Raw genomic sequence first — 22,822 nt, forward strand, 5'->3', positions numbered from 1 at the left:
AGCAATGGCCGCTCATCTGGTTTATCCGGATCGGCCAGTGATTGCCGTATGCGGCGATGGCGGTTTCATGATGAACAGCCCTGAGCAGGGTACCCGCCCGGATCCTGTCCGGGCGGGTACCTGCATTCAGCATAAAACTCAGGCAGGCGATTACTTGCGAATAAAGGCAAGCAGGTCGGCATTAATCACATCTGCATGGGTGGTATGCATGCCGTGTGGATAGCCAGGATAAATTTTCAGTTCGCTGTTAACCAGCAATTCATTCTGTAGCACGGCAGCCGCTTTATAGGGTACGACCTGATCGTCATCACCCTGCATGACCAGCGTAGGTACAGTAATGGCTTTCAAATCTTCGGTCTGGTCGGTTTCAGAGAAGGCCTTGATGCCTTCATAGTGCGCCCGAGCGCTACCTGTCATCCCCTGACGCCACCAGTTTTGAATTGTGCCCTGTGAAACCTGCGCCCCTTCACGGTTAAAACCGTAAAACGGGCCTGATGCCACATCGAGGTAGAACTGAGCACGATTGGCCGCCAGGCCTGAACGGAAGCTATCAAAAACCTCAATCGGCGTTCCCTCAGGGTTATCTGCGGTTTTCAGCATAAGCGGCGGTACCGCGCTTATCAGTACAGCTTTCGCCACGCGCTTCTGCGGCTGGCCATATTTCGCCACGTAACGAGCCACCTGACCACCACCGGTAGAGTGGCCAATATGAACCGCGTTGCGGAGATCCAGATGTTCCACCACCGCAGACACATCAGCTGCATAGTGATCCATATCATGGCCTTCACTAACCTGATCCGAACGTCCATGCCCACGACGATCGATACCAATAACACGAAAGCCTTTTGCCAGAAAGAACAGCATCTGGTTGTCCCAGTCGTCCGAGCTTAATGGCCATCCGTGATGGAAAACCACGGGCTGGGCCTCTTTAGCGCCCCAGTCTTTGAAATAGATATTTACGCCGTCGTGAGTCGTTACAAAAGCCATGAGCGTACTCCTTTGTGAGAAAAGATATTTTTTCTACTGCGGAAGCTGTTTCCCGAGAAGACTTCTGGGGAAGTTCATTCTGAATCGATAGCTTTAAAACAATAAATCTCAAATAAGACAATGACGCTGTTTATCACAGGCTGCAGGAATTTGGCGCGTTCAACGGCCATAAATAGATTCCCGGCTCGACATGCGGTAAGTTGAGCTGGCTCCCTTAATCTTGTTGAATTAATTATGTTTTCATGGAACATAGTAAGTAAATTCTTTTAACGCTTTCGACAATCTGTGCCTTTTAGGAAAATTTATTCAGCGCCTGGTTGTTAAAAAAAGTGTTTGCTAATTGAGCCTTTTATTATCTGTTTTTGCCGAGTCGGGCAGGTAAAGCCGGTATCCAAGGGACGCACTGGGCCTGCTGAATATTGTCACTGGCGACCAATATTGGATACCCCGTGTGCAGGAGGAGTGCCTGGCTCAAATCGTGCAGGCTGATTGCCCCTGCAGCCTTAGTTCGTAAAATACAAATTATGTTAAATTAAATCTGGCGTTTTATACTTTCCCTGCATCTGTTCCTGCCATTTCTCGTGCAATGCCCCGCCTGATTCGTTGTTCCATTGCGCCTGATGGCTCACAGCGCCGTTCAGCGCTTCCGGCCTTGCCTGTGCGGCGACTTCAGGGCTGCACCTGCAGCCCTGAAAGCCAGCTTACTGCGCCTGCTGCTGATTCTTCTCTGCGTCCTTTTTCTCTTTTTTATGGGCCATGTGATGGCCTACGGCGCAGCCCGCCGCCGCACCCGCGACAGCATGATCTTTGATATGCCCGGCCACGCCGCCAACCGCTGCGCCTTTGAGGCAGCCTTTTGCTTCAGCCTGAGAGGCGACCGACATCAGCAGGCCCAAAGTGATCACTAAACACGACAGTTTACGCATCTGAATTCCATCCTCATAAGAATTAACAGCACATTGCCGACAAGCAACCCGATGAGCATAGTCGCAATGTCATGCGCGTGGAGGGCAACACCCTTCGCGTTGCCTCCCTGTTGATGAATCGTTGCATTTTCACGTGAAAAGTTACCATTAGGCTTCCTTGCGTCACTCCTGGCTAACGCCTGTGCCGCGCTTTGCTTCCCGGCGACAGCGTTCGGAGCAGTACTGCACCTGATCCCAGCATTTCTCCCATTTTTTACGCCATGTCATCGGTTTTTTGCAGTTTTTACAATAACGTACCGGCAGCGACTGTTTGTTCCCTTTGAAGACGCGCATCATTGACCTCCTTCAGGTTCAGCATGGGTGCTTCTCCGCTCGAACCGGCTGCTTGCCCACCAGATAGCCAGCGCCGTCAGGGCGATAACGCCGAGCACCGCGAATGCCGTGCTGTAGGAGTAACGCGCGGCAATGGTGCCCGCCAGCGCCGGGCTCATTGCTGCGCCCGCCCCTTGCATCAGCATAATGGCTCCCTGTCCTGCATTGGTATGCCCGCTTCCTGCCAGCACGCTGACAATATAGCCCGGCACCGCCACACCCAGCAGGCCAGCCGCCAGACCGTCGAGTATCTGAACCGGTATCATTGCATAAGCGCCGGGATAAGCCGACGCGATGGCGGCACGCAGCGGCAAGACCAGCAGCGCGGCCGTGATCAGCATTGAATAGCCCGACTTCTGCGCGCGGCTGGCGGCAAACAGGGCGACCGGGATCATCACGCACTGCGAAATCACCACGGTGGCGGCTGCATAAACGCCGGCTGGCATCGTCCCGGCATGGGTCGCGGCGGCGCGCATGCTCAGCATCGGCAGCAGCGCGGCATTGCTGAGATGGAACAGCAGCAGCGTTAAGCCGGTAAAAATAATGGCGGGAGTGCGTAGAATGACCGATAGCCCTGGCAGCCCGAGCTGATTGTGGTCGTTGCCTAATCCGCGCGCAAGGCGATCGTCTATGTCGTCAGGTCGGATAGCAAAGACGGAAAGTGCCGCGCAGAGCGCCATGGCGGTCATGAGAACAAAGACCCCGCCCGTTCCCCAGTAAGCGACGGCGATCCCGGCGATAATTGCCGCCGTCATATTACCGCCGTGGTTAAAGGCTTCATTGCGGCCCATCTGGCGGCTGAATCCGTCCGGGCCGGTCAGGCCAAGCGTCATGCCGGTCAGTACAGGTGCGATAAAAGCTGCCGCGAGTCCAGTGAGGATCTGGGAACAGAGCGTCACCCATGACTCGGGGAAATACCAGAGCAGCAGCGTCGATAAGGTAATCACCAGCGATCCGGCAATCAGCAGCAGGCGTTTATAGCGAGTCGCATCGGTGATCAGCCCGGCGGGAAGGGTGGCGAATAAACCCGCCAGACCGCCGGCGGACATCACCCAGCCGATATCATCCGCTCGCCAGTGATGCTCGGTGAGGAAGATGCCTAAAAACGGGCCCAGTCCGTCCCGCACGTCCGCCATAAAGAAATTTACCAGACAGAGCGCCTGAAGCGATCGCAGCGTCATACACGTCCTCGTCAATAAGTTCAGGATCGTTGAGATAACATCCCGTTTCGTTTAAGCCTGGCACGGAAAGCGAGGATGCGTAAAAAACGGGGTTCACCGGCCAGCTAAACGATCTCCTACGCTGCTATCCGCGCTAATACGCATAAAAAATATTAATTAATAAATAAATGCATTTTCGTTAAGTAAGAAGTAATAAATCGCCTCCCGATGTAACTAAAGATGACAAATGCTGAAGCTGGATTAACTGATGAAAAAAAGTGATAAGGCGGTGAGGAAGAAATAAATATTAAGTAATTTAAATCAAAAAAGGAATTTTCCTATAATGCACGCTTTGCGCCGTTCGGTGGCGGAATTAAAACGGTCAGGATTATATAATCAGCTAGTCTGATCCTTTTTCAGCGTATCACCTGTTGCTTCCGGATTTTCATCAGGGGCTTATATGAAGATAATAGTGAGCGGGCGCGGCTACCCGGAAAAAAGAAACATCATCGTTAACGAGCAGTATACCTACCTTGATTTTCGTTATAAAAATATATGGCTCTACATTAATAAAATAAGACAGACGCTGGCGCGTGCCAATAAAGTATTTATCTTCTGGCCCTTCCGTTTTCTTATGCCAGCGGATACGCAGGTAATTCATCTGTTTAACGAGGTTGCCCAGACCCGACAGCGCTGGGTCGCCACCTTTGAAACCGAACTGCCACGCGTTTTGCCGGTACCAGGCATACCCAAACTCGCCAACCCAGAACTGAAAAAAGCGCTTAAGCTGGTCGCCGCGCCGCAGTGTGTGGCGATCGTGGCGATGTCAGAAGCCGCAAGACAGATTCAGCTAAAACTGCTGGAAGCCTTTCCCGAAGAGGCGGCAGCAATCCTCCCTAAAATGCACCGGCTGCATCCCCCGCAGCCGGTGCTTTATGACGGAGTACGCGATGCGCCTGACAAAAAGCTAATTTTTACCTTTGTAGGTAATGAGTTTTATCGCAAAGGCGGCGCCGAAGTGGTGCTCGCTTTCAGCGAACTGGCTGAAGAAGGGTTAATTAACGCCGAAACCGTTGAGGTGAATATAACAGGCGATCTTAACAATAGAATCAACTTCGCCCATGGCAAATATCAGGATGAGGCCTCTTTTTACAGAGAAATTGAACAATCGCTAACGCGATATAATATTTTCACTCAGGCTACGTCCAGACCTAATAGCGAGCTTATCGCGTTATTTAAGCGCGCCCATGTCGGCCTGTTGCCTAGCTGGCAAGATACCTATGGCTTTTCCGTTCTGGAAATGCAGGCGTGCGGCTGTCCCGTTATCACCACTAATGTGCGCGCGCTGCCCGAAATAAACCCGGATGCTGCAGGCTGGACCATTACCTGTCCCCTGAACGCGATGTTCGAACTTACCGTGGCGTCGGTCGAGGATAAATTAGCATTGAGGCGTCTGATGGTGGACCAGCTGAAAGCGCAGGTGCTGGCGATCCTGGCGGATCGGGCGTCTGTTCTCTCCCGTTCTAAAAACGCCATACAGCGAATCGAGATGCACCATAATCCGGCTCGCTTTAAGGAGAACCTCGATGCCATTTATGCGCTGGCGCGGTGACGAACAGCAGGTCCGCATGGGTCAGAGACGTGCGTCACCTTCCAGGCGGACCCAGCGACGTCCCGTTGCCACCGTGAGCGCAACCAGCGTCAGGCCTGCGGCCAGGTGCATGAAAAAATCGATCATATGCAGCTGGGTGTCGTGGCAGAGTGACAGCAGCATTGACGACATAAAAGCGATGCCGCATCCCGCCAGCGACAGGCTTTTTATCGGAAAGATCGCGCGGGTACGATAGAGGCTGAACACTGAGATCGCCATCATCGGCAGGCCCGCGCACAGCATAAAGAGATAGCAGTGTATACCTTCGCCAAAGCGCCCTGCGCCTGCGGGCGCGGCGCTCATGTTGCCGAGGTTAAGCACCAGCCACGCCAGCGCCAGCAAAAACAGATAGCGCAGCGCCGGCGGCTTCCGCCCCGCCAGGCTAAGGGTAAAGGCCCCGGCGATAGCGCCGACGCCCAGCATAAAAGACAACAGCAAGGCCGCTATCGCCAGCGGCGCGCCGGGCTGTGACCAGTCGGTGTAGCGGCTGTGCAGCGCCCAGCTGCCGAGCACGCCGCAGGGCAGCGCCGCCGCGATCCAGCCGGTGACGCGCCATGCCGTTGGCCAGACGCGTCTGACCGGCTGCGCTGACGCGCTGAGCCGATCGATAAGTTGGTCATGATTTCTCATGCTTGCCACTTCCAGATTTACGCAGGTTGAGCATTGCGCGGTGCAAAAGCGATTTGACCGCAGACAGCGAAAGATTGGCCTCGGCCGCCGCCTGGGCCAGGCTCTGTTCGCGCAGGTGAACGGACTCGACAATCTGTCGCTGGCGCGCCGGCAGCGCGCCTAAACGGTCGTTCAGCGCATCCTGGCCTCCATCGGCCTCGTTCACTTCCGTCGTCTGACGCTGAAGGGCGTCATCGTCCTGCACTTCATGCTGGCGGCCGCGCTGACGCAGGGCATCAATCGCCCTGGCCGAAGCGATGGCCGCTACCCAGGGCAGCAAGGGACGGCGCGGATCGTAGGTGTGGCGCACCCGATGTATCGCCAGCAGCGTCTCCTGAACCACATCTTCAACCAGCGCTTCGTCGGCGATCTTTTTGCGCACCAGGGCACGGATGGCGGGCACCATCGCTTTCAAAAGCTGGTTATAGGCAGCTTTATCGCCAGCCTGCGCGCGGGCCATTAACAGGGGCCAGTGCTGAGCGCGCGCGTCAGTGGCGGGCATTGTCCGCGCTTAAAGGCTGAACCATCCGTTCGGCTAAGAGATTAATCAATCATTCACCCGTTCACGTTTTCTTTCCGCTTTCAGCGGCCTGTTCAAGCGCTGAAATCACGATGCCTGGCGTCAGCACCTGCGGCAGCACTACCGGCTTCCCGCCGTTTGCCGGATAGACCACATAGAGCGGCAGCCCGCCGCGTCCAAAATCGCTGAGCGCCTGCTCGACGTCCGGATTATATTTCGTGGAGTCCGCGACCATATAAATGGTGTCGGTGCGCGCCATCGCCGTTTTCACCGCCTGAGTCGATAAAGAGGTGCGATCGTTAACCTGGCAGGTAATGCACCAGGCGGCGGTAAAGTTCACCAGTACCGGCTTGCCCTGGCCTTTAATCGCATCGACGTTCTGCGGCGACCAGGCGATGGCCGCCGCCGCTACGGCGCGCCCGGCATTCTCTTCAGGCGCGGCAACGCTTCTCAGATTAAACAGCGGCGGCACCAGCAGCAGCAGGAAAACCGCTGTCGTCAGATGCAGCGCCCAGTGGCGACGACCCATCATACGGCGCTTTTGCGCCATGCCATATAACCAGACGGCAAAACTGAGCAGCAGACAGCAGGCGAGGATCGCCGCCAGCGCCGCCGAACCCGCCTGGCGTTCCAGCACCCAGATTAGCCAGCCCACGGCACCGAGCATGGGGAAAGCCAGTCCGTGTTTCAGCGTAATCATCCAGGCACCAGGCGCTGGCAGCACGCGCGCCAGCACCGGGAAGAAGGCGATCAGGGTAAAGGGCGCGGCGAATCCCAGCGCCAGCGCGAGAAAGATCGCCAGGCTGACGGCTGGCGGCTGCGTTAGCGCATAGCCGACGGCGCTGGCCATAAAGGGCGCACTGCACGGGGTCGCCACGACGATAGCGAGCGCGCCAGTGAGCGCCGAACCCACTAAGCCGCTACGATCGCCACCCATCTCGCCAGCCCGCTGCAGGGAAAGCCCAATTTCAAACAGGCCGAAGAGATTGAGCGCTGACGCCAGCATCACCAGGATCAGCAGCGCGATCACCAGCGGCGACTGGAGCTGAAAACCCCAGCCGACCGAGGCGCCCCCCGCCCGCGCCAGCAGCAGCACCGTCACCAGCGCCAGCATGGTGGCGACGACGCCCAGCAAAAACGCCAGCCCCTCGGCGCGCGCGTGCGCCGGTTTGTCGTGATGGCGGATCAGACTCAGCGCCTTCAGCGAAATCACCGGAAATACGCACGGCATTAGATTGAGTATCAGGCCGCCAAGAAACGCGGCGGCGATAGCGGTCAGCATGATAATGTCACCTGGTTCAGGGATCAGACGGGATTGGCCTGACGATATTTCTTCACCGCGTCCATCGCCTTCTGGATATGCGCATCTGGGTTTTTGTCGGTATAGCTGAGCAGAATTTTTCCGTCCGGAGCGATCACGTAAGAGGTGCGATCGGAAAAGGTCTTCCCTTTATATTCCATGGTGCTTTTGTACTCTGCCGCCACTCTGGCGCCGGGATCGGCCGCAACGGTAAATTTATCGCGACACTCGAGCTGGGAAAATTTCGCGATCTGGTCGGTGTTGCCTGCGGTCACGCCGATGACTGTCGCGCCCTGCTTGTTGAATTCGTCAGTCGCCTCGGCGAAATCGTGCGCTTCCAGCGTGCAGCCCGCGCTAAAGGCCGCCGGGAAGAAATAGAGCACCACCGGCCCTTTTTGCAGCGCCTGCTGCAACGAGAAGGTGGTCGCTTTACCGGCCAGCGCCGCGTCGAGTTTGAAATCGGGCGCCTTGTCGCCGACCTGCAGCGCGGCAAACGCTGAGGCGGCAGGCAGGCTCAGGGCGAGCAGCGTGGCGGCCGCCAGTGTTTTCAGGTTGTTTTTCATCCGCATCTCGTTCTTCTCCGTGGGCAATCAGGCGACGTGCCTGAAGGATGTCATCAAAGGTTCGTTCGCCGCTGGCGAAAAGTTTCGCTGTCGGAAAAATTTTTTTGCGACGAGGTAATGAGCAAACCGTTCTGGCTCTATGGCGTACTGATGGGCGCCGGACCTTGTGGTACTATTCGCGCAACGGATTTCAGCTGGCATAAGGCACATGAGGATGCACAAGAACAGTACGCCGACCCCGCACGACGCAGTGTTCAAAACCTTTCTCTCGCACCCTGAGACGGCACGCGACTTTATGGCGCTGCATCTGCCGCCCGCGCTGCTGGCGATCTGCGATCTCTCGACGCTGAAGCTGGAATCCGGCAGCTTCGTCGAAGATGACCTGCGCCCTTATTACAGCGACGTGCTTTACTCGCTGAAAACCAGTGGCGGCGACGGCTATGTGCATGTCCTGATTGAGCACCAGAGCTCGCCGGATAAGCATATGGCGTTCCGGCTGATGCGCTACGCCGTGGCGGCAATGCAGCGTCATCTTGACGCCGGGCATAAAACCCTGCCGCTGGTGATCCCGGTGCTCTTTTACCAGGGCAAGCGCAGCCCTTATCCCTACTCAATGAACTGGCTCGACTCCTTTAGCGAGCGAGAGCGGGCCGCAGCGCTTTACGGCGGAAATTTTCCGCTGGTGGACGTTACCGTCATTCCGGATGAAGAAATTATGCAGCACCGCAGCATGGCGGCGCTGACGCTGCTGCAAAAACATATCCGCCAGCGCGATCTTCGCGGGCTGCTCGATCAGCTGGCCACGCTAATGCTGACGGAATTTATGACCGGACAGCAGGTGATAGCGCTGGTAAACTATATGCTTCAGGCCGGCGAAACGCCGGACGCGAAAGCGATGATTCGTGAACTGGCACAGCGCGTGCCGCAGCATGAGGATGAACTGATGACCCTTGCACAACAGCTTGAGCAGATAGGCCTGAAAAAAGGACTGGAACAAGGTCTGGCCCAGGGCCGGCAGCTTGGCGAGCGCGAGGCCAGCCTTAATATCGCTCGAAACCTGCTGAAAAACGGTATGGACATACCTTCAGTCATGAAAGTGACGGGCCTGTCTGAAGAAGACCTGCAGCAAATCCGCCACTAAGTCCTGCCTCATTACGCGTAGCCGTCGCGCCTTCTGGCGGCTACGCTGTTCCCCGCTCCCCGCTCCCCGCTCCCCGCTCCCCGCTGTTAGCTATGCCTCAAAGACGGGCAGGCTGTCGGTCGAGGTCCGAGGCGTTCGCCAGGACGCACGTTATTGTCGGCGTATGGACGCGATCAAAATCAACATGGCTTTTCCCTCTCAAAAACGGCGCTGAGCGCCAGGTGCTGCAGCAGAATAATGGTTTTGGCATCTTCGATCTCGCCGCTGCGGATCGCTTCCAGCGCGCGGGCGAAAGGCCACTCCAGCACGTCGATATCTTCGCCCTCTTCCGCCAGCCCGCCGCCCTTGCCGTGCCGATCGTCGTCATGGTATTCCGCGATGAAAAAGTAGAGCTTTTCCGTAACGGATCCGGGGCTCATATAGGCTTCCAGCACCTTCTCCGCATGCGTGACCCGAAAGCCGGTCTCCTCTTCCGCCTCCGCCAGGATGCGCGTCTCGGGCGAGGCGTTGTCGAGCAGGCCGGCCGCCGCCTCAATCAAATAGCCGCTATGGCCGTTGATATAAACCGGCAGGCGAAACTGACGGGTCAGCACCACGCTTTTACGGGCGCGGTTGTAGAGCAGGATAACGGCGCCGTTGCCGCGATCGTAGGCTTCGCGGCTCTGCGTTTGCCAGCTGCCGTCGGCGCGCTGCTGTTCAAAGGTATATTTTTTTAGCGTGTACCAGTCATCGGATAACAACTGTTCGCGCAGGTGGCGTATTTTCGGCTGCATGTTTTTTCCTCAGGAAGGTGACAAAAAACACGCTATCATGCATAATCGTGCAACATCAAGAAAAAACAAAGGCGTTTTTTATGCTGAGTTCACAGCGCAAGCAGCAGATTCTGGCGCTACTTGCAACGGAAAAACAGGTGATGTCCAGCGAGCTAAGCCAGCGCTTTAGCGTCTCAGAGGACTCGATACGCCGCGATCTCCGGGAGCTGGCGGCGGAAGGCTTGCTGCAGCGCGTACACGGCGGTGCGCTACCGGTATCGGCGGCGGTGGCGCCTTTTGAAACACGCAAAAATGTGCAGTCCGGCTCCAAGCAGCTTATCGCGCAAAAAGCGGTGGGGCTTATCCAGCCCGGTCAGGTAGTGATTATCGACGGCGGCACCACGACCGAAGCGATGGTACGGCAGCTGCCTGCGGATCTTGCCTTTACCGCCGTTACCCACAGCCCGAGCATTGCCGTGGCGCTGGTTGATTCGCCTCAGGTCGAGGTGATTATGCTTGGCGGATTGCTCTATCGTCACTCCATCGTGGCGGTGGGCACGGCGGTGCTGGAGGCTATCGCACGCATCAACGCCGATCTCTTTTTTATGGGCGTCACGGGCGTCCATAAGCGCGCAGGATTGACCACCGGCGACTATGAAGAGGCGGGGATCAAACGGGCGCTGGCGGCGCGCGCCTCGGAAACCGTGGTGATGGTGTCGCAGGAGAAGATGAATTCAGCCTCGGCGTTCGCCATCGGCGATTTGACGCTGGCGAGCACGCTGGTGATCGACGGCGAGCCGGATGCGGAGATGAAGAGGCTGCTGGCGCAAAAGCAGATTACGGTGATTTAAGCGAGAACAGCGTGAAACGGCTGGCGCACCCTCGCCTGAGGTGAAGGTGCGCCGCCGCAGAATCAGCGATTATTTCGCTAACGCTTTCAGCAGCTGCGCCGCCGTTGCCGCGGATGACCCGGGGTTCTGCCCGGTGATCAGCAGGCCATCCTGCACGACATAGGATCCCCAGTCTTCGCCTTTGGAATAGAGGCCGCCTTTGGCGATCAGCTCATCTTCTACCAGGAAAGGCACGATGTTGGTCAGGCCGACGCCCTCTTCTTCGCTGTTGGAGAAGCCGGTCACTTTTTTACCTTCAACCAGCGGATGCCCCGCCGCGGTTTTCACATGGCGCAGCACGCCCGGCGCATGACAGACCAGCGCAACCGGTTTTTGAGCTGCAATAAAGCTTTCGATCAGGGCGATGGAGTGTGGATCTTCCGCCAGATCCCATAACGGGCCGTGGCCGCCTGGGTAGAACACCGTATCGAAGTCGGAGGCGGAAACGCTCTCCAGACGCACCGTCGACGCCAGCTGCGCTTTAGCCTCCTCATCTGCTTCGAAGCGGTGGGTCAGCTCAGTCTGCGAATCAGGCTCATTGCTTTTCGGATCCAGCGGCGGCTTGCCGCCCTGCGGCGAGGCCAGGGTGATGTCGGCGCCGGCGTCTTTGAAGGCGTAGTAAGGCGCGGCCAGCTCTTCCAGCCAGAAGCCGGTTTTACGTCCGGTATCGCCCAGCTGATCATGTGAGGTCAAAACCATTAATACTTTCATGTCCGTTCTCCGCGTAGTAAAGGTGTCGTTAAAATAGTAGACCAGTCGTCTAGATTTTGCCGATAAAAATCTGGACAACCTTTATTGCTGCCTCGTCAGGAGGCAGCATTCAGCATCTGCTGCGTCAGCACCATGGCTGATTCAAACGGTCGCTTGTTGCGTACAATCTTGACCATCACGCTGGCGCCGAGCCAGAGTTGATAGAGACTTTCCGCCACCACGGCTGGCTTCTCTTTGGTGCGCAGCGACCCTTCCGCTACGCCCGCCTCAATACTCTCCGTCAGGCGTACCACAATCCCGGCGGTGCCCTTTTCCAGCGTATGGCGCATCGCTTCCGAAAGATCGGCCACTTCGGCGCCCAGTTTGACGGCCAGGCATTTACCCTGACACGCCTGAAAAGATTGCGTATCCTGCCACTGCTGCCAGTAGCGCATCAGCCTTTGCTGCATCGTGCAGTTGGGCTGGCCCAGGATCTCGTCCATCTCCGCCAGATAGTCCTCAAAGTAACTTTCCAGCATGGCGACGCCAAAGGCATCTTTCGAACCGAAATAGTGATAGAACGAGCCTTTCGGCACGCCTGCTTCCGTCAGAATTTCGTTGAGACCGACAGCCGAGTATCCTTTGCTGGCCATAATGCGCTGGCCGGTGTCCAGAATATGTTCGCGAATGTCTTCCCGGTGTTTGTGAGCGGCTCTGTTCATGAAGTCAAAATAGCTTTTATTAGACCGGTCGTCTAGAGGAGAGCATAATTTTTTTGCACCTACTCTATCACGGATTAACGGAAACAGTAAAAGTGATTATTTATCAATAGCCTCGTGCTGCAGGCGGCGTAAAAGATAGAAAATCCATCCGGCAAGGCAGGCGTCCGGGCCTGCCCGGACAGAACGACAGGTAATATCCGTCCCGCTGCGTCGGGCGCGTCTGCGCAGTTACAGCACAGACGCGCCCGACGAACTGCGTCCGTCGCCTTTACCGCCCCTTCTTCTTGCGTCCTGGCTGGACAAAGCGTTTGCGGTTGCCCGCTCGGTCATCGCTTTTCTCGCTTTTCTTCGGCGCGCTGCTGATAACCGGCTTTTTCACCGCGCTGCTTTTCGCGGGCGTCTTTTTCTTTGCGGGCTTCTCTTCTGAAGAGGAATTCTCGATCAGCTTAAACAGCTCCGCCAGTTCGGCGTCGGTAAGGTCGCGCCATTCGCCTGGCGGAATCCCCTTCAGGTTAACGTTCATAATGCGCGTGCGCTCCAGCTTCGTGACCTCAAAGCCGAAGTGCTTGCACATGCGGCGGATCTGACGATTCAGCCCCTGCACCAGCGTAATGCGGAAGACAAACGCGGACTCTTTAACCACTTTGCATTTTTTGGTGACCGTGCCGAGCATCGGCACGCCCGCGCCCATGCCGGCAATAAAATCGTCGGTGATCGGCTTATCAACAGTGACCACATACTCTTTCTCGTGGTTATTGCCCGCGCGCAGGATTTTATTCACCAGATCGCCATTGTTGGTGAGGAAGATCAGCCCCTGGGAGTCTTTATCCAGTCGGCCGATAGGGAAGATACGCTCGCTGTGGTTAACAAAGTCGCGAATGTTATCGCGTTCGCCCTCTTCCATGGTGGTGATGATGCCGACCGGCTTATTCAGGGCGATCAGCACCAGATTCTCTTCGCTGCGGGGCTCAATCAGCTGGCCGTTTACCTTGACGCTGTCACCCGGAAAGACCTGCGCGCCGACGGTAGCGCGTTTGCCGTTAATAAACACGTTGCCCTGTTCAATGTAGCGATCGGCGTCACGGCGTGAACAGATTCCGCTCTCGCTAATATATTTGTTCAGGCGCGTGGATGCGTTAAGCAAGGGAAACCTCCAAAAAGCGCGGACTATACAACAATCTTTGCGCTTATGTAGCATATTCCCGGCCTCTTTTCTCTCTTTCCTCACGCCAGGCTTGCCAGCGCCATCACAATTTCCAATGACCCGCCGCCTTGTAAGTTTTGAAACGGCATGACAACATCCGTACATGTATATACATGTAGCGTCGTAGCGGTTAACAAAGGGCAAATAATCACTCACACTTCACTCTGGCGAGGAACCTATGTCAGCGGAACTTCCTGCATCAGCGCGTTCGGACGGCGAGAGCCAGCGGCTTGCTGAAACCCGATCGATCGATTTTATTCCCCACCGCGAACGTCACGGTCATCCGTTTAGCCAGTTCACGCTATGGTTCGGCGGCAACCTCCAGATTACGGCTATCGTCACCGGCGCGCTCGCCGTGGTGCTGGGCGGCGATGTGGTCTGGTCAATTATCGGCCTGCTGGTGGGCCAGATTATCGGCGCTGCGGTGATGGCGCTGCATGCGGTGCAGGGCCCCCGAATGGGCCTGCCGCAGATGATCACCAGCCGCATTCAGTTCGGCGTTTTCGGTGCGGTGATCCCCCTGGTGCTGGTCTGTATTATGTATATCGGCTTCTCCGCCAGCGGTACGGTGCTGGCTGGCCAGGCGATGGCGAAGCTGCTGCATATCAACAACGCCGCCGGGATGATCCTGTTTAGCCTGATAATTATCGTGATTGCCGTGCTGGGATACCGGGTCATTCATAAGCTGGGCAAAGTCGCCAGCGTCATCGGCGTGCTGGCGTTCTTCTATCTGTTCGTCACCCTGCTCTCAACCCACGATTTAGCGCCGCTCTGGCAGAATCGCCACTTCGCTTTCTCGACCTTTTTACTCGCCGTCTCTCTCTCTTCGTCATGGCAAATTGCGTTTTGCCCCTACGTCTCTGACTATTCGCGCTACCTGCCCCAAGAGGTCTCCGCCAGACGCCTCTTCGGCGCGGTGTTTTTCGGTACCGTGCTCGGCACCCAGGCATCGATGACGCTGGGCGTTATCGTCGCAGCTATTGCGGGCAGCGCCTTCTCCGGCAATGAGGTGGGCTATATCGTCGGCCTGGGCAGTAGCGCCACCATGGCGATGGTAATCTATTTCGCCATCTGCTTCGGCAAGATTACCTTTACCACGCTGAACGCTTACGGCAGCTTTATGTCGCTGACCACCATCGTTTCCGGCTTCAGCCGACAAACCTCGCTGAGCCGGGGCAGACGCATTGGTTTCGTGGTGCTGATGGTGACGATCTCCTGCGGCATTGCACTGATCAGCGAGCCCGCTTTTCTTAAGTCATTTACCCAATTCCTGCTGTTCCTGCTCGCCTTTTTCGTGCCGTGGAGCGCCATCAGTCTCATCGATTTTTATCTCATCACCAAAGGTCATATCGATATTCCCGCGCTGTCACAGCCCGATGGTCGCTATGGACGCTGGAACTGGACTGGCATTGGCGTCTATTTTACCGGTGTCGTGATTCAACTGCCGTTTATCAACAACATGTTATACAAAGGGTCGTTAACCTGGATTTTTGCCGATAATGATGTTTCCTGGATTATTGGCTGGCTGGGAACGGCGCTGTTATGGGCAGCATGTGGGCGCTGGGACCGTCGGGGAAGGCTGACCGCGACACGTTATCCAGCCTCAGACAAGAGTATTTAGGCCCCACAGGCGCACAGAGAACCTCGGGCATCGTAGAGGCCGGTTAATGACCGGCTTCTACGGGCCATAAACCAGTCAAGCCCTTTCGTAAATAATATATGGCTGAATTATCAGAGCAGGGTATCAAAAATACATTCCTTTTTGAGAATGCCATTTTCTGTTTTGTTTGTTATTTTATGTAAATCATGGTCACTAAAAGAGCGTTTGATTCGATATTTCAAAAAATAAAAACATTATATTAACGAATTTATTTTATCCCCTCCAAGATGACAGCTAGTCAGCGCGCTCTTAAAATGGCGTCATAAAAACGGCGTGGTATTATGCATTCCAGTCAAATGAAGGATTCACTGATTCTGCCAGATGAATCTTGACTGAATAGCGAACTTATTTGGTTGTTTTTTATTTTAACTCCACCTGTCAGAAAGGAAGCGCCTGATTTAATTTGTCATTCACATAATTAAATCAAAGCTGATTTTTGTTAAATCATTTAATAAGTGATGAGGGAATTATGCGTAAAATTTTATTATCTTCTGCAATTGTTATGGCGATGGGTACGGCAAGCTTTGCTGGCCACGCTGCTGAATCCGCTTCGCTGGCCGTTACCGGCACTATTACGCCAGCCTCCTGCGACGTGTCGCTGAGCACAGCAAGCCTGAACTTTGGAACTGTTTCAGCGTCAACGTTAACAAACACAATGAATCAGATTAGCGCCGATCCTGTCACCGTTTCTGTCGCCTGTGATTCAGCTACCGCTATCGCCGTGCAAAGCGTCGATAATCGCTCATCCAGTGCGATGACCGTGTCAGAAATTACTGATGAAATGGGCGCAGACATGTCAAGCGCAGCGACTAGCATTTTTGGTCTGGGCACCGACAGTGCAAACGGCAAGGTTGGCGTATTACTGCTGGGTATCAATGGCGCTACGCTGAACGGCACGGTAAATAATAATCTGCTGACCAGCACTGATAAAGCGAACTGGACTGCGCATACGCTTTCTGCAACGTCCGTGAGTTCACTGGTCAACAATGGTTATTTTGCGCTAGGCGAAACCGCTGATGCAACGTCGCCTGCAACGGTGACCACAGCCACTTATAACCTGACCGGCGGTGTTGTACTGAAAAAAGCAGATAAATACCCAAGCGGTGAACAGGTCAATATCGACGGTAACGTGACTTTCTCTATCGTTTACCTGTAATTTTTAACCTCCTTAGTGAAGGCCAACAGGCCTTCACTATTTACATTTAAATGACATGAAAAAACTATTTAACACGACGCTTATTGCAGTAATGCTCTGCGCTTCTTTTTCACATGCGTTGGCGGCGGGGATGAAGCCCGAAGCTTCTGTGCTCTTTCTCGATGATGAAAATCGCGAAGCGACCATCAATGTTGAGAATACTGACAGCCATAGCGCACTCCTGCACAGCAGCCTGCAGACTATTCCGGAAGATGGTCATAACAAACTGATTATTACTCCGCAGCTCGCACGTGTGGACGCCGGGAAAAAACAGCAGGTGCGCGTGGTATTAAAAGAGGGGGTTAAAGTCGCGCGTCAAACCATGCAGCGTATTAATTTTATTTCCATTCCTCCTGAGGATGGCAAAAAGAATCGTGCGCGTGTACTGGTCGGACAAAACATTCCGGTGATTATCTCACCGTCTTCATTACCCCTAAACACCACCCCATGGAAAGGGATCAAGGCGCAGTGCGCCGGTTCCACTTTAAACGTCAGCAATCCTACTGACTATATTGTGCGGCTGACCACCCAGGTGGATTTACTGCCGGGCAAGGAGAGTCTCACCCTGCCTAAAACCTATATCTTGCCGCAGGAAACGCTCAATCTGACGCTGCCAAAAGCGAGCGTCTGTTCAGCAAAATCTATTCGACTGCATCCGGTCACCCGTTTTGGTATTTTAACGACGCCTTTTGAGGTTGCGTTGTAATTAAGGTTACGGCTGGCCTCATGAAAAAATTATTCCTTATTAGCGTTGTGATTTTCGCGGCCCGCGCGACGGCAGCAGAAACCTATGATAAGGGGATGCTGACACAATTAGGCTATGACGCCAGTGCGGCCGATTTGCTCGGCACAGGCGCACACTTCCTGCCGGGCGAGCATCCCACCAACATTATTATTAATCAGCAGAACAGAGGCATCCAGACGATCACTTTTGACCAGGCGGGATCGCCCTGCTGGACAGCATCGCTTCTGAATCAGCTGAGTATTGATCCTCGCCGTTTTGACAGCAGCAATCCGGCCTGCCTGAAACCGCTGCCTGACAGCGATATCCTTATCGAGGAGCAGGTTGAGCGCAGCAGCCTCGCGCTTCAGGTCTCTCCTGAGGCGCTACTGAACCGCATTAACTACGCTACCGGGGGTAAGGCGCTGATGGTGAACTATGATGCCAGGCGCTACCAGTATCAACCGCGTAACGGAAACGCTCATCATTCGCAGACGCTGACCTCAGAGGTGGGCGCGAATTTCGAGCAGTGGATCTTTCGCAGCGGTCAGAGCTACTCCAGCTATGACAGCCAGAGTAATTTCACACGTCTGTATAGCTATGCCCAGCGTTCCGTCCCCGGCTGGAAATCCGTTGTGCAAATGGGTGAAATTACGTCAGGCGATCCCCTGTTTTCCGGCATTAATCTCACCGGCGCGCAGATAACACCTGAGCGTGCGTCGCAGAACGGCGGCCTGAATCAGGTGACGCTGGATGTGCTTATCGCCCAGGCGGGAACGGCGGAAGTCTGGCAGGGCGGCATATTGCTAAAAACCTTCCAGGTTAACGCCGGTATGAATACCCTGACCGGCATACCCGCGCTTAACCAGCGAGATGATTTTTTAATCGTCAGTCATGACGTCAGCGGCGGTCGACAGCAGCAGACGCTGCCCTATATTCAGGCAAGACCGGTTACGACGCTTATGGACATGGGCACCTCTCTGGCGGCAGGGCGCCTGCGTTTAACGCAGGATAACTTTCCATTGGTTATGGGCTCGACCGGCGTCTTTCATAACAGGATGATGGCGCTGACGGTGGGGGCGCTCGCCAGCGAGGATTATCAGGCGGGCGCCTGGAGGGCCAGCATTCGTTTGACCGATCATCTGCTGGCGACGCTGTCACAAACCTACTCTCTGGCGCGCAATGCATCACAGGACGGTGCCAAAAAGCAGGGTCTCTATCAACAGGTCGGGCTGAGCATGCCGCTCACGCGGCGGCTGTCGCTGACGACCTCCGCAAACTTTCGCAGCCGCGATTATGTCGACACCAACAGCTCGTGGAGCACCAGGAAAACCGCTGGCGATACCGGGCAGATCAGGTCGCAATATGCCGCAGGTCTGAGCTATAACCATCCCTGGACAGGCGTTTTCACCTTTTCTGGCAGCCTGTCGCATGCCTGGCAGGGTAACGATACGCTGGGTTACACGCTTGGGTGGGGACGTGCCATCGGCGGTGTTAACGTTAATCTGGGACTACAAAAGAATCGTCTGTCGTCGGATCAGCGGCATTACGACAATCGCTATGCCTATCTGAACCTTTCCATTCCTCTGGGAAATAACCGCAACCTGCGCAGCTGGATCAATAATAACAACCAGCAAAACCGCGTCGGGGTGGGTTACGATCAAACCGTTAACGATAAGTTCGCCTGGAGCCTGTCGAGCGAAAAAAGCGAGCGAGAACAGGCTTCGCTTGCCAGCTCAGCCACCTGGACGAACAAATACACCCAGCTAAGCGGCGGCGTGTCGCGCAGCGAGAGCACCACCAGCTATAACGCTGGCGCGCGCGGCGGCGCGGTCTGGCACAGTGAGGGGTTCACCTTCACGCCGCGCACCGTAGGCGATACATTTAGCGTTATCTCGCTCAACAGCGACCAGCCGGATGTCGAAATCCGCACGCCAGGCGGCGTTGTCTGGAGCAATCGCAGTGGACATGCTATCGCCTCCTGGAATGCATGGCAGAAAAATACCGTACAAATCGATCCGCGCAGCCTGCCAAAAAATGTTGAGATCCCTGGCGGCATTATTGACATTACCCCCTACCGTGGTGCCGTAGTGCCGGTGATGCTGCCCGCATTTACCGTTCGTCGCGCGCTGGTCACTTTCGTGGATGACGCGCGCCCGGCACCTGGCAGCCCGGTAAAAGATGCGAAAGGCACGTTAATCGCTTTTGTAAATGAAGATGGCACGCTGTTTTTCGACGACATGCCGGAAGGCATGCTTTATGGACAACGGGCGGACGGCAGCCGGTGTTCTGTCAAGCTTCTGACGCCCTGGGTAGATACGCCAGGTACGCTTTATGCCGCACTATCAGCGAGATGTGTATTGTGAAACGCTATTTTTTCCCCCTGCTCACGCTTCTCTGTGGTCTGCTGTTGATCGCCACCGTCCACGCCGAGTGTCAGATTCAACTGAGCGATGCGCAGATTGCCTACCCGTCAACGACCCGCGGCGAACTGCTTCGCTATCCCGGCAATGCTCTCAACTCTGCCGAGCTGCGCTTTGGTGAGCCAAAGCGTCTGACTGTCCAGGTCAGCTGCGATCGCCCTGCTCAGCTCACGCTGGCGTTTAATGGTGCTGCAAAAGACAGCGAAAGTTATCTGTTTGGCGACAACGGCAGGGCAATCCTGACGCTGTCCAGTGTCTTCATCGATGGCCAGCCGGCGACTATCGACAACGAGGGCAGGCAGGCCTCAGAGATGAACCTGACGCCGGGGCACGTGCTGCGCTTCTGGCAAAACGGAGCGCTGGCGTCAGGCACCACGCTGCGCGGCAACGTTTCGGTTGCCGCGTGGGTTCCGGCGCAGGCTACGCGGGTAAATGAACGCAAAAGCTGGGATCTGAACGGCGCATTCGTTATCGGCAGCGCCGGCTAAGCGAGAGATTCGCTACACATACCCCATCAGCTTCAGCATTGACTGCGCCTGATGCATCGCCTCGGCACGATGCGAGACGCCCAGCTTCTGATAGAGGTTGCGAATATGGGTTTTGATCGTGGTGGCGGCCACATCCAGCTCACCGGCGATTTGGTCATTGCTGTAGCCGGAGTAGATCAGGCCCAATACCTGCCATTCGCGCTGCGTCAGCGGGCTGGTGCGGATCAGCTCCGGCACGTCGGGATGGTTGAGCAATCGGCTGACGAACCCCTCGTCGAAGTGAGCGAACTTATGGCGGTGGTATTTATTGATTTCATTCAAAATGCGGCGTGCGCGATGATTATCCAGCTCTTCCAGCGCGTTGAGCTGAATAAGCTGGCGCAGCTGCTGCGCCATCATCTCGCCTTCAATCACAAAATGGCTAATAAAGCCGGTGCCGCGCGCCAGCTTCAGCGCCTCGATGAGCGCGTGCTGCGCCTCCGCTTTGCGGCCGGTCTGCCAGTAGATCTGATTGAGCAGCAGCAGGTTACGGTTCATATCACTCATCAGACGCAGCGCGCGCGCATTTTCGTTGAGCTCTTCCAGCACCACTTCCGCCTGGCTGAGATCGCCCTGCAGGATCTGCGCCCGCGCGATATTGCGCCACTGCCCCTGCAGGAAGTGGTTATTGGCGAAGGCGGGCTTCGCGGTGTGCCGCATCCAGTGGCGGGCGCTCTGCACGTCGCCCGTCATCTGCCAGTAGATCACCCTCACCTTGTCGGCGTTAGCGATCCAGTCGCTGTGCAGGCTGCCGTTGTTGAGCAGATTCTCCAAACGGTTCAGGTAGCTGCGCGCATTATCCAGATTGCCGCGCGCCAGCGAGCACTGCACCAGCAGGCCCAGACACTGGATCTGCTGCTGCGGCGGATAGCCTTTCAGCACCTTCATCCCTTCGCGCGCCGCCTGCTCCGCCTCGTCCAGACGGCCCCACGCCCACATCAGCTGGGCGCGAATGCGCAGCAAAAACTCATGCAGCGGAAACTGCGACAGATGCTGCTCGCTTACCAGTAAAAACGCTTTCTCCTGAATCTCCCAGGCGGCCTGCAGAAATCCCTGCGCAAAAAGAATTTCGCTTTGCTGGATCAGGCTCCAGAGCGCGTAGTGCCAGGTTTCATCGCGGCGCGCCATCTGCTCGGTCTGGCGCATCAGCGCCAGCGAACTCGCCAGCTCGCCTTTGCAGTGCATCACTTCACCATGCACCGAGGTGGCGACGATGCGGCTGTAGCGGCGGCTTTCCGGCAGGGTTTCCAGCGCGAGGCGGGCAAGCTGCTCCGCTTCTTCGGTGTTGCCGTCGTTGATCGCCACCTGCGCACGCACGGCGTTGAATTCGCCCTGCAGCGCCGCGTCGATCTCGCAGCTGCACGCCTGCTCAAACGTCGCCAGCAGGCGGTTGACCTCAGAAAACCGATGCTGGCTCTGCATCAGCCAGGCCTGCAGCAGCACCAGGCGAGGATTGGCCAGCAGCGTTGCCCAGGGCAGCGCGCTCAGCGACCTCTCCAGCAGCGCCAGCTCGCTCTGATTGAACAGCGTCCAGGCGTGCGCCAGCAGAACGTCGCGCAGCATCTCGACGTCGCCCGAGGCGAGCGCGTGATGGATCGCTTCGCCAGGGAATCCCTGCGCCATCCAGCTTTGCGCCGCCGCGCGATGTACCGCGGGCAGCTCGGCTGCCAGCTCCCACTCACAGCGCTGGCGCAAAAACGATCCAAACAGCGGGTGATAGCTAAACCACTGGCCTGAATCATCCATACGCTGCAGAAAGAGGCCCCGCCGCTCAATCTCCTCCAGCCGCATGCGTCCGTTCGCCTCGCCGGTCACGCAGGCGACCAGCGCGTCATTCATCGATCGCAGCAGCGCGGTTTTCAGCAGAAAATGGCGCGTCGCGTCGTCGATATTATCCAGCACCTCCTCTACCAGGTAGTCGGCAAGGTGGCTGGCGTTGATGCCGGAGAGCCGCCGCGCGGAGTCCTGCGCCGAACCGGCGCCCTGACGCGCGGAGATGGCGATCAGCTGGAGCGCCGTCGCCCAGCCCGCCACGTCGTCGCACAGACGTCCGCTCTCTTCGGAGGCGAGCGGCGCGCTCAGGCGACAGTCAAAAAACAGTTTTGCCTCGTGATGGGTAAAGGCCAGCTGCTGGCTGCCCAGCTCCAGCAGCTGTTCACGCACGCGTAAATTGGCGATGCCGAGCTGCGGCAGATTGCGCGACAGCACCACCAGCGTCAGATTGTCGGGCTGATGGCGCAGGAAAAAGCGCATCGCCTCATGGATCGCGGGATTGGCGATGTGGTGATAGTCATCCACGATCAGCCACAGCGGCTGCCGCCATTCAGCCAGCTCAATAAACAGCTGGGCGAAAAGCGCGTTGAGGTTGACGTACTGCCGCTTCTGCGCCAGCGTTTCGCTGCGGCTGCAGCCACCCTGCGTCGCCTGCTGCAGCGCCGCGATAAGATAGTCAGCGAAGCGCTCCGGCTGATTGTCGCCCTCATCCAGTGAATACCAGCCCAGATCCTTTTTATCCGCCGCCCACTGCGAGACCAGCGTAGTTTTGCCATAGCCCGCCGGGCTGGTAATCAAAACCAGCCGGTAATTACCCGCTGCGCCGAGCTTTTGCAGCAGGCGGTCGCGCGTAACGGTGCTTTCAAGGCGAACGGGACGACTGAGCTTTGAGGGAATTAACATGGGCGCACGCTTCTCCATTAACGTTCAGCGCATCATTTTTTTACGCTTCGTAATTAATCTTCATACACGTTCA

General features: G+C 56.3%; 22 protein-coding genes. 9 read left to right on the plus strand and 13 right to left on the minus strand.

The genetic code is table 11. The features are described 5' to 3' along the window. The first annotated feature begins 4 nt into the window (after positions 1-4). Positions 5-223, plus strand: coding sequence for a thiamine pyrophosphate-dependent enzyme (locus ACR6A7_RS15735; protein ID WP_434126079.1), 219 nt, complete (start codon positions 5-7; stop codon positions 221-223). Here ACR6A7_RS15735 and ACR6A7_RS15740 read toward each other — a convergent pair. The 4 genes from ACR6A7_RS15740 to ACR6A7_RS15755 all read right to left on the minus strand — a co-directional run bounded on the left by ACR6A7_RS15740 (position 151) and on the right by ACR6A7_RS15755 (position 3,466). Beyond that, positions 151-987, minus strand: a complete 837-nt coding sequence (locus tag ACR6A7_RS15740) for an alpha/beta fold hydrolase (protein ID WP_434125937.1) — start codon at positions 985-987, stop codon at positions 151-153. The genes ACR6A7_RS15735 and ACR6A7_RS15740 overlap by 73 nt on opposite strands. A 701-nt stretch (positions 988-1,688) precedes the next feature. Beyond that, complete coding sequence (locus ACR6A7_RS15745; protein ID WP_434125938.1) at positions 1,689-1,913, minus strand: hypothetical protein; 225 nt, start codon at positions 1,911-1,913, stop codon at positions 1,689-1,691. 162 nt (positions 1,914-2,075) lie between these two features. Next, positions 2,076-2,246, minus strand: coding sequence for a DUF2256 domain-containing protein (locus tag ACR6A7_RS15750; protein ID WP_434126081.1), 171 nt, complete (start codon positions 2,244-2,246; stop codon positions 2,076-2,078). Continuing rightward, complete coding sequence (locus ACR6A7_RS15755; protein WP_434125939.1) at positions 2,246-3,466, minus strand: MFS transporter; 1,221 nt, start codon at positions 3,464-3,466, stop codon at positions 2,246-2,248. The genes ACR6A7_RS15750 and ACR6A7_RS15755 overlap by 1 nt, the downstream gene beginning before the upstream one ends. A gap of 451 nt (positions 3,467-3,917) precedes the next feature. Between ACR6A7_RS15755 and ACR6A7_RS15760 the strand changes: the two genes are divergently transcribed. After that, positions 3,918-5,057, plus strand: coding sequence for a glycosyltransferase family 4 protein (locus ACR6A7_RS15760; protein ID WP_434125940.1), 1,140 nt, complete (start codon positions 3,918-3,920; stop codon positions 5,055-5,057). 21 nt (positions 5,058-5,078) lie between these two features. Here the strand turns inward: ACR6A7_RS15760 and ACR6A7_RS15765 are convergent, their stop codons facing one another. The 4 genes from ACR6A7_RS15765 to ACR6A7_RS15780 form a co-directional block, all read right to left on the minus strand. After that, on the minus strand, positions 5,079-5,726 hold the full coding sequence (locus ACR6A7_RS15765) for a DUF1109 domain-containing protein (protein WP_434125942.1): 648 nt from the start codon (positions 5,724-5,726) through the stop codon (positions 5,079-5,081). After that, positions 5,713-6,267: a sigma-70 family RNA polymerase sigma factor gene (locus ACR6A7_RS15770; protein ID WP_434125944.1), complete on the minus strand. Its 555-nt coding sequence runs from the start codon at positions 6,265-6,267 to the stop codon at positions 5,713-5,715. Before ACR6A7_RS15770 ends, ACR6A7_RS15765 begins: the two co-directional genes overlap by 14 nt. Before the next feature lie 61 nt (positions 6,268-6,328). Continuing rightward, positions 6,329-7,567, minus strand: a complete 1,239-nt coding sequence (locus ACR6A7_RS15775; protein ID WP_434125946.1) for a protein-disulfide reductase DsbD family protein — start codon at positions 7,565-7,567, stop codon at positions 6,329-6,331. A gap of 23 nt (positions 7,568-7,590) precedes the next feature. Further along, complete coding sequence (locus tag ACR6A7_RS15780; protein WP_434125948.1) at positions 7,591-8,154, minus strand: peroxiredoxin; 564 nt, start codon at positions 8,152-8,154, stop codon at positions 7,591-7,593. Positions 8,155-8,362: 208 nt separating this feature from the next. Here ACR6A7_RS15780 and ACR6A7_RS15785 point away from each other — a divergent pair, with 208 nt between their 5' ends. Then, a complete protein-coding gene (locus ACR6A7_RS15785; RefSeq protein WP_434125950.1) occupies positions 8,363-9,289 on the plus strand; it encodes an Rpn family recombination-promoting nuclease/putative transposase in 927 nt (308 codons plus the stop codon). A gap of 179 nt (positions 9,290-9,468) precedes the next feature. On the opposite strand, the gene ACR6A7_RS15790 is transcribed toward ACR6A7_RS15785, so the two are convergent. After that, entirely contained in the window at positions 9,469-10,062 is a 594-nt protein-coding gene (locus ACR6A7_RS15790) for an NUDIX hydrolase (protein ID WP_434125951.1), read from the minus strand. Between the two features lie 80 nt (positions 10,063-10,142). On the opposite strand from ACR6A7_RS15790, the gene ACR6A7_RS15795 reads away from it, so the two are divergent. Further along, positions 10,143-10,892, plus strand: a complete 750-nt coding sequence (locus ACR6A7_RS15795; RefSeq protein ID WP_434125952.1) for a DeoR/GlpR family DNA-binding transcription regulator — start codon at positions 10,143-10,145, stop codon at positions 10,890-10,892. A gap of 69 nt (positions 10,893-10,961) precedes the next feature. Here the strand turns inward: ACR6A7_RS15795 and ACR6A7_RS15800 are convergent, their stop codons facing one another. From ACR6A7_RS15800 to rluF, 3 genes are all read right to left on the minus strand, one after another. Continuing rightward, complete coding sequence (locus ACR6A7_RS15800; protein ID WP_434125953.1) at positions 10,962-11,642, minus strand: type 1 glutamine amidotransferase domain-containing protein; 681 nt, start codon at positions 11,640-11,642, stop codon at positions 10,962-10,964. A gap of 95 nt (positions 11,643-11,737) precedes the next feature. Beyond that, the gene (locus ACR6A7_RS15805; RefSeq protein ID WP_434125955.1) at positions 11,738-12,343 is read right to left on the minus strand and encodes a TetR/AcrR family transcriptional regulator; all 606 of its coding nucleotides are present in this window, start codon (positions 12,341-12,343) and stop codon (positions 11,738-11,740) included. A gap of 268 nt (positions 12,344-12,611) precedes the next feature. Further along, positions 12,612-13,487: a 23S rRNA pseudouridine(2604) synthase RluF gene (gene rluF / locus ACR6A7_RS15810; RefSeq protein ID WP_434125956.1), complete on the minus strand. Its 876-nt coding sequence runs from the start codon at positions 13,485-13,487 to the stop codon at positions 12,612-12,614. 238 nt (positions 13,488-13,725) lie between these two features. Here rluF and ACR6A7_RS15815 point away from each other — a divergent pair, with 238 nt between their 5' ends. The 5 genes from ACR6A7_RS15815 (at position 13,726) to ACR6A7_RS15835 (ending at position 20,034) form a co-directional block, all read left to right on the plus strand. After that, positions 13,726-15,168, plus strand: coding sequence for a purine-cytosine permease family protein (locus ACR6A7_RS15815; protein WP_434125958.1), 1,443 nt, complete (start codon positions 13,726-13,728; stop codon positions 15,166-15,168). Positions 15,169-15,676: 508 nt separating this feature from the next. Next, positions 15,677-16,363 (plus strand): DUF1120 domain-containing protein, encoded by a 687-nt coding sequence (locus ACR6A7_RS15820; RefSeq protein WP_434125959.1) that lies wholly within the window; start codon positions 15,677-15,679, stop codon positions 16,361-16,363. A gap of 55 nt (positions 16,364-16,418) precedes the next feature. After that, the gene (locus tag ACR6A7_RS15825) at positions 16,419-17,108 is read left to right on the plus strand and encodes a fimbria/pilus chaperone family protein (protein WP_434125961.1); all 690 of its coding nucleotides are present in this window, start codon (positions 16,419-16,421) and stop codon (positions 17,106-17,108) included. 95 nt (positions 17,109-17,203) lie between these two features. Next, positions 17,204-19,489, plus strand: a complete 2,286-nt coding sequence (locus tag ACR6A7_RS15830; protein ID WP_434125962.1) for a fimbria/pilus outer membrane usher protein — start codon at positions 17,204-17,206, stop codon at positions 19,487-19,489. Next, the gene (locus ACR6A7_RS15835) at positions 19,486-20,034 is read left to right on the plus strand and encodes a DUF1120 domain-containing protein (RefSeq protein WP_434125963.1); all 549 of its coding nucleotides are present in this window, start codon (positions 19,486-19,488) and stop codon (positions 20,032-20,034) included. Before ACR6A7_RS15830 ends, ACR6A7_RS15835 begins: the two co-directional genes overlap by 4 nt. A gap of 12 nt (positions 20,035-20,046) precedes the next feature. On the opposite strand, the gene malT is transcribed toward ACR6A7_RS15835, so the two are convergent. Beyond that, positions 20,047-22,749: an HTH-type transcriptional regulator MalT gene (gene malT, locus ACR6A7_RS15840; protein ID WP_434125964.1), complete on the minus strand. Its 2,703-nt coding sequence runs from the start codon at positions 22,747-22,749 to the stop codon at positions 20,047-20,049. Positions 22,750-22,822 lie beyond the last annotated feature (73 nt).

The organism is Pantoea phyllosphaerae, assembly GCF_051025595.1.
Classification (GTDB): domain Bacteria; phylum Pseudomonadota; class Gammaproteobacteria; order Enterobacterales; family Enterobacteriaceae; genus Pantoea.

Bases quoted from the DNA above. Each gene is read 5' to 3' on its own strand.
- ACR6A7_RS15775 (WP_434125946.1), bottom strand. From the start codon at position 7,567: ATGCTGACCGCTATCGCCGCCGCGTTTCTTGGCGGCCTGATACTCAAT.
- ACR6A7_RS15750 (WP_434126081.1), bottom strand. From the start codon at position 2,246: ATGCGCGTCTTCAAAGGGAACAAACAGTCGCTGCCGGTACGTTATTGT.
- ACR6A7_RS15765 (WP_434125942.1), bottom strand. From the start codon at position 5,726: ATGAGAAATCATGACCAACTTATCGATCGGCTCAGCGCGTCAGCGCAG.
- ACR6A7_RS15755 (WP_434125939.1), bottom strand. From the start codon at position 3,466: ATGACGCTGCGATCGCTTCAGGCGCTCTGTCTGGTAAATTTCTTTATG.
- ACR6A7_RS15830 (WP_434125962.1), top strand. From the start codon at position 17,204: ATGCTGACACAATTAGGCTATGACGCCAGTGCGGCCGATTTGCTCGGC.
- ACR6A7_RS15825 (WP_434125961.1), top strand. From the start codon at position 16,419: ATGAAAAAACTATTTAACACGACGCTTATTGCAGTAATGCTCTGCGCT.
- ACR6A7_RS15745 (WP_434125938.1), bottom strand. From the start codon at position 1,913: ATGCGTAAACTGTCGTGTTTAGTGATCACTTTGGGCCTGCTGATGTCG.
- ACR6A7_RS15800 (WP_434125953.1), bottom strand. From the start codon at position 11,642: ATGAAAGTATTAATGGTTTTGACCTCACATGATCAGCTGGGCGATACC.
- ACR6A7_RS15795 (WP_434125952.1), top strand. From the start codon at position 10,143: ATGCTGAGTTCACAGCGCAAGCAGCAGATTCTGGCGCTACTTGCAACG.
- ACR6A7_RS15815 (WP_434125958.1), top strand. From the start codon at position 13,726: ATGTCAGCGGAACTTCCTGCATCAGCGCGTTCGGACGGCGAGAGCCAG.
- ACR6A7_RS15820 (WP_434125959.1), top strand. From the start codon at position 15,677: ATGCGTAAAATTTTATTATCTTCTGCAATTGTTATGGCGATGGGTACG.
- ACR6A7_RS15735 (WP_434126079.1), top strand. From the start codon at position 5: ATGGCCGCTCATCTGGTTTATCCGGATCGGCCAGTGATTGCCGTATGC.
- ACR6A7_RS15780 (WP_434125948.1), bottom strand. From the start codon at position 8,154: ATGCGGATGAAAAACAACCTGAAAACACTGGCGGCCGCCACGCTGCTC.
- ACR6A7_RS15740 (WP_434125937.1), bottom strand. From the start codon at position 987: ATGGCTTTTGTAACGACTCACGACGGCGTAAATATCTATTTCAAAGAC.
- ACR6A7_RS15770 (WP_434125944.1), bottom strand. From the start codon at position 6,267: ATGCCCGCCACTGACGCGCGCGCTCAGCACTGGCCCCTGTTAATGGCC.
- ACR6A7_RS15790 (WP_434125951.1), bottom strand. From the start codon at position 10,062: ATGCAGCCGAAAATACGCCACCTGCGCGAACAGTTGTTATCCGATGAC.
- malT (WP_434125964.1), bottom strand. From the start codon at position 22,749: ATGTTAATTCCCTCAAAGCTCAGTCGTCCCGTTCGCCTTGAAAGCACC.
- ACR6A7_RS15785 (WP_434125950.1), top strand. From the start codon at position 8,363: ATGCACAAGAACAGTACGCCGACCCCGCACGACGCAGTGTTCAAAACC.
- ACR6A7_RS15805 (WP_434125955.1), bottom strand. From the start codon at position 12,343: ATGAACAGAGCCGCTCACAAACACCGGGAAGACATTCGCGAACATATT.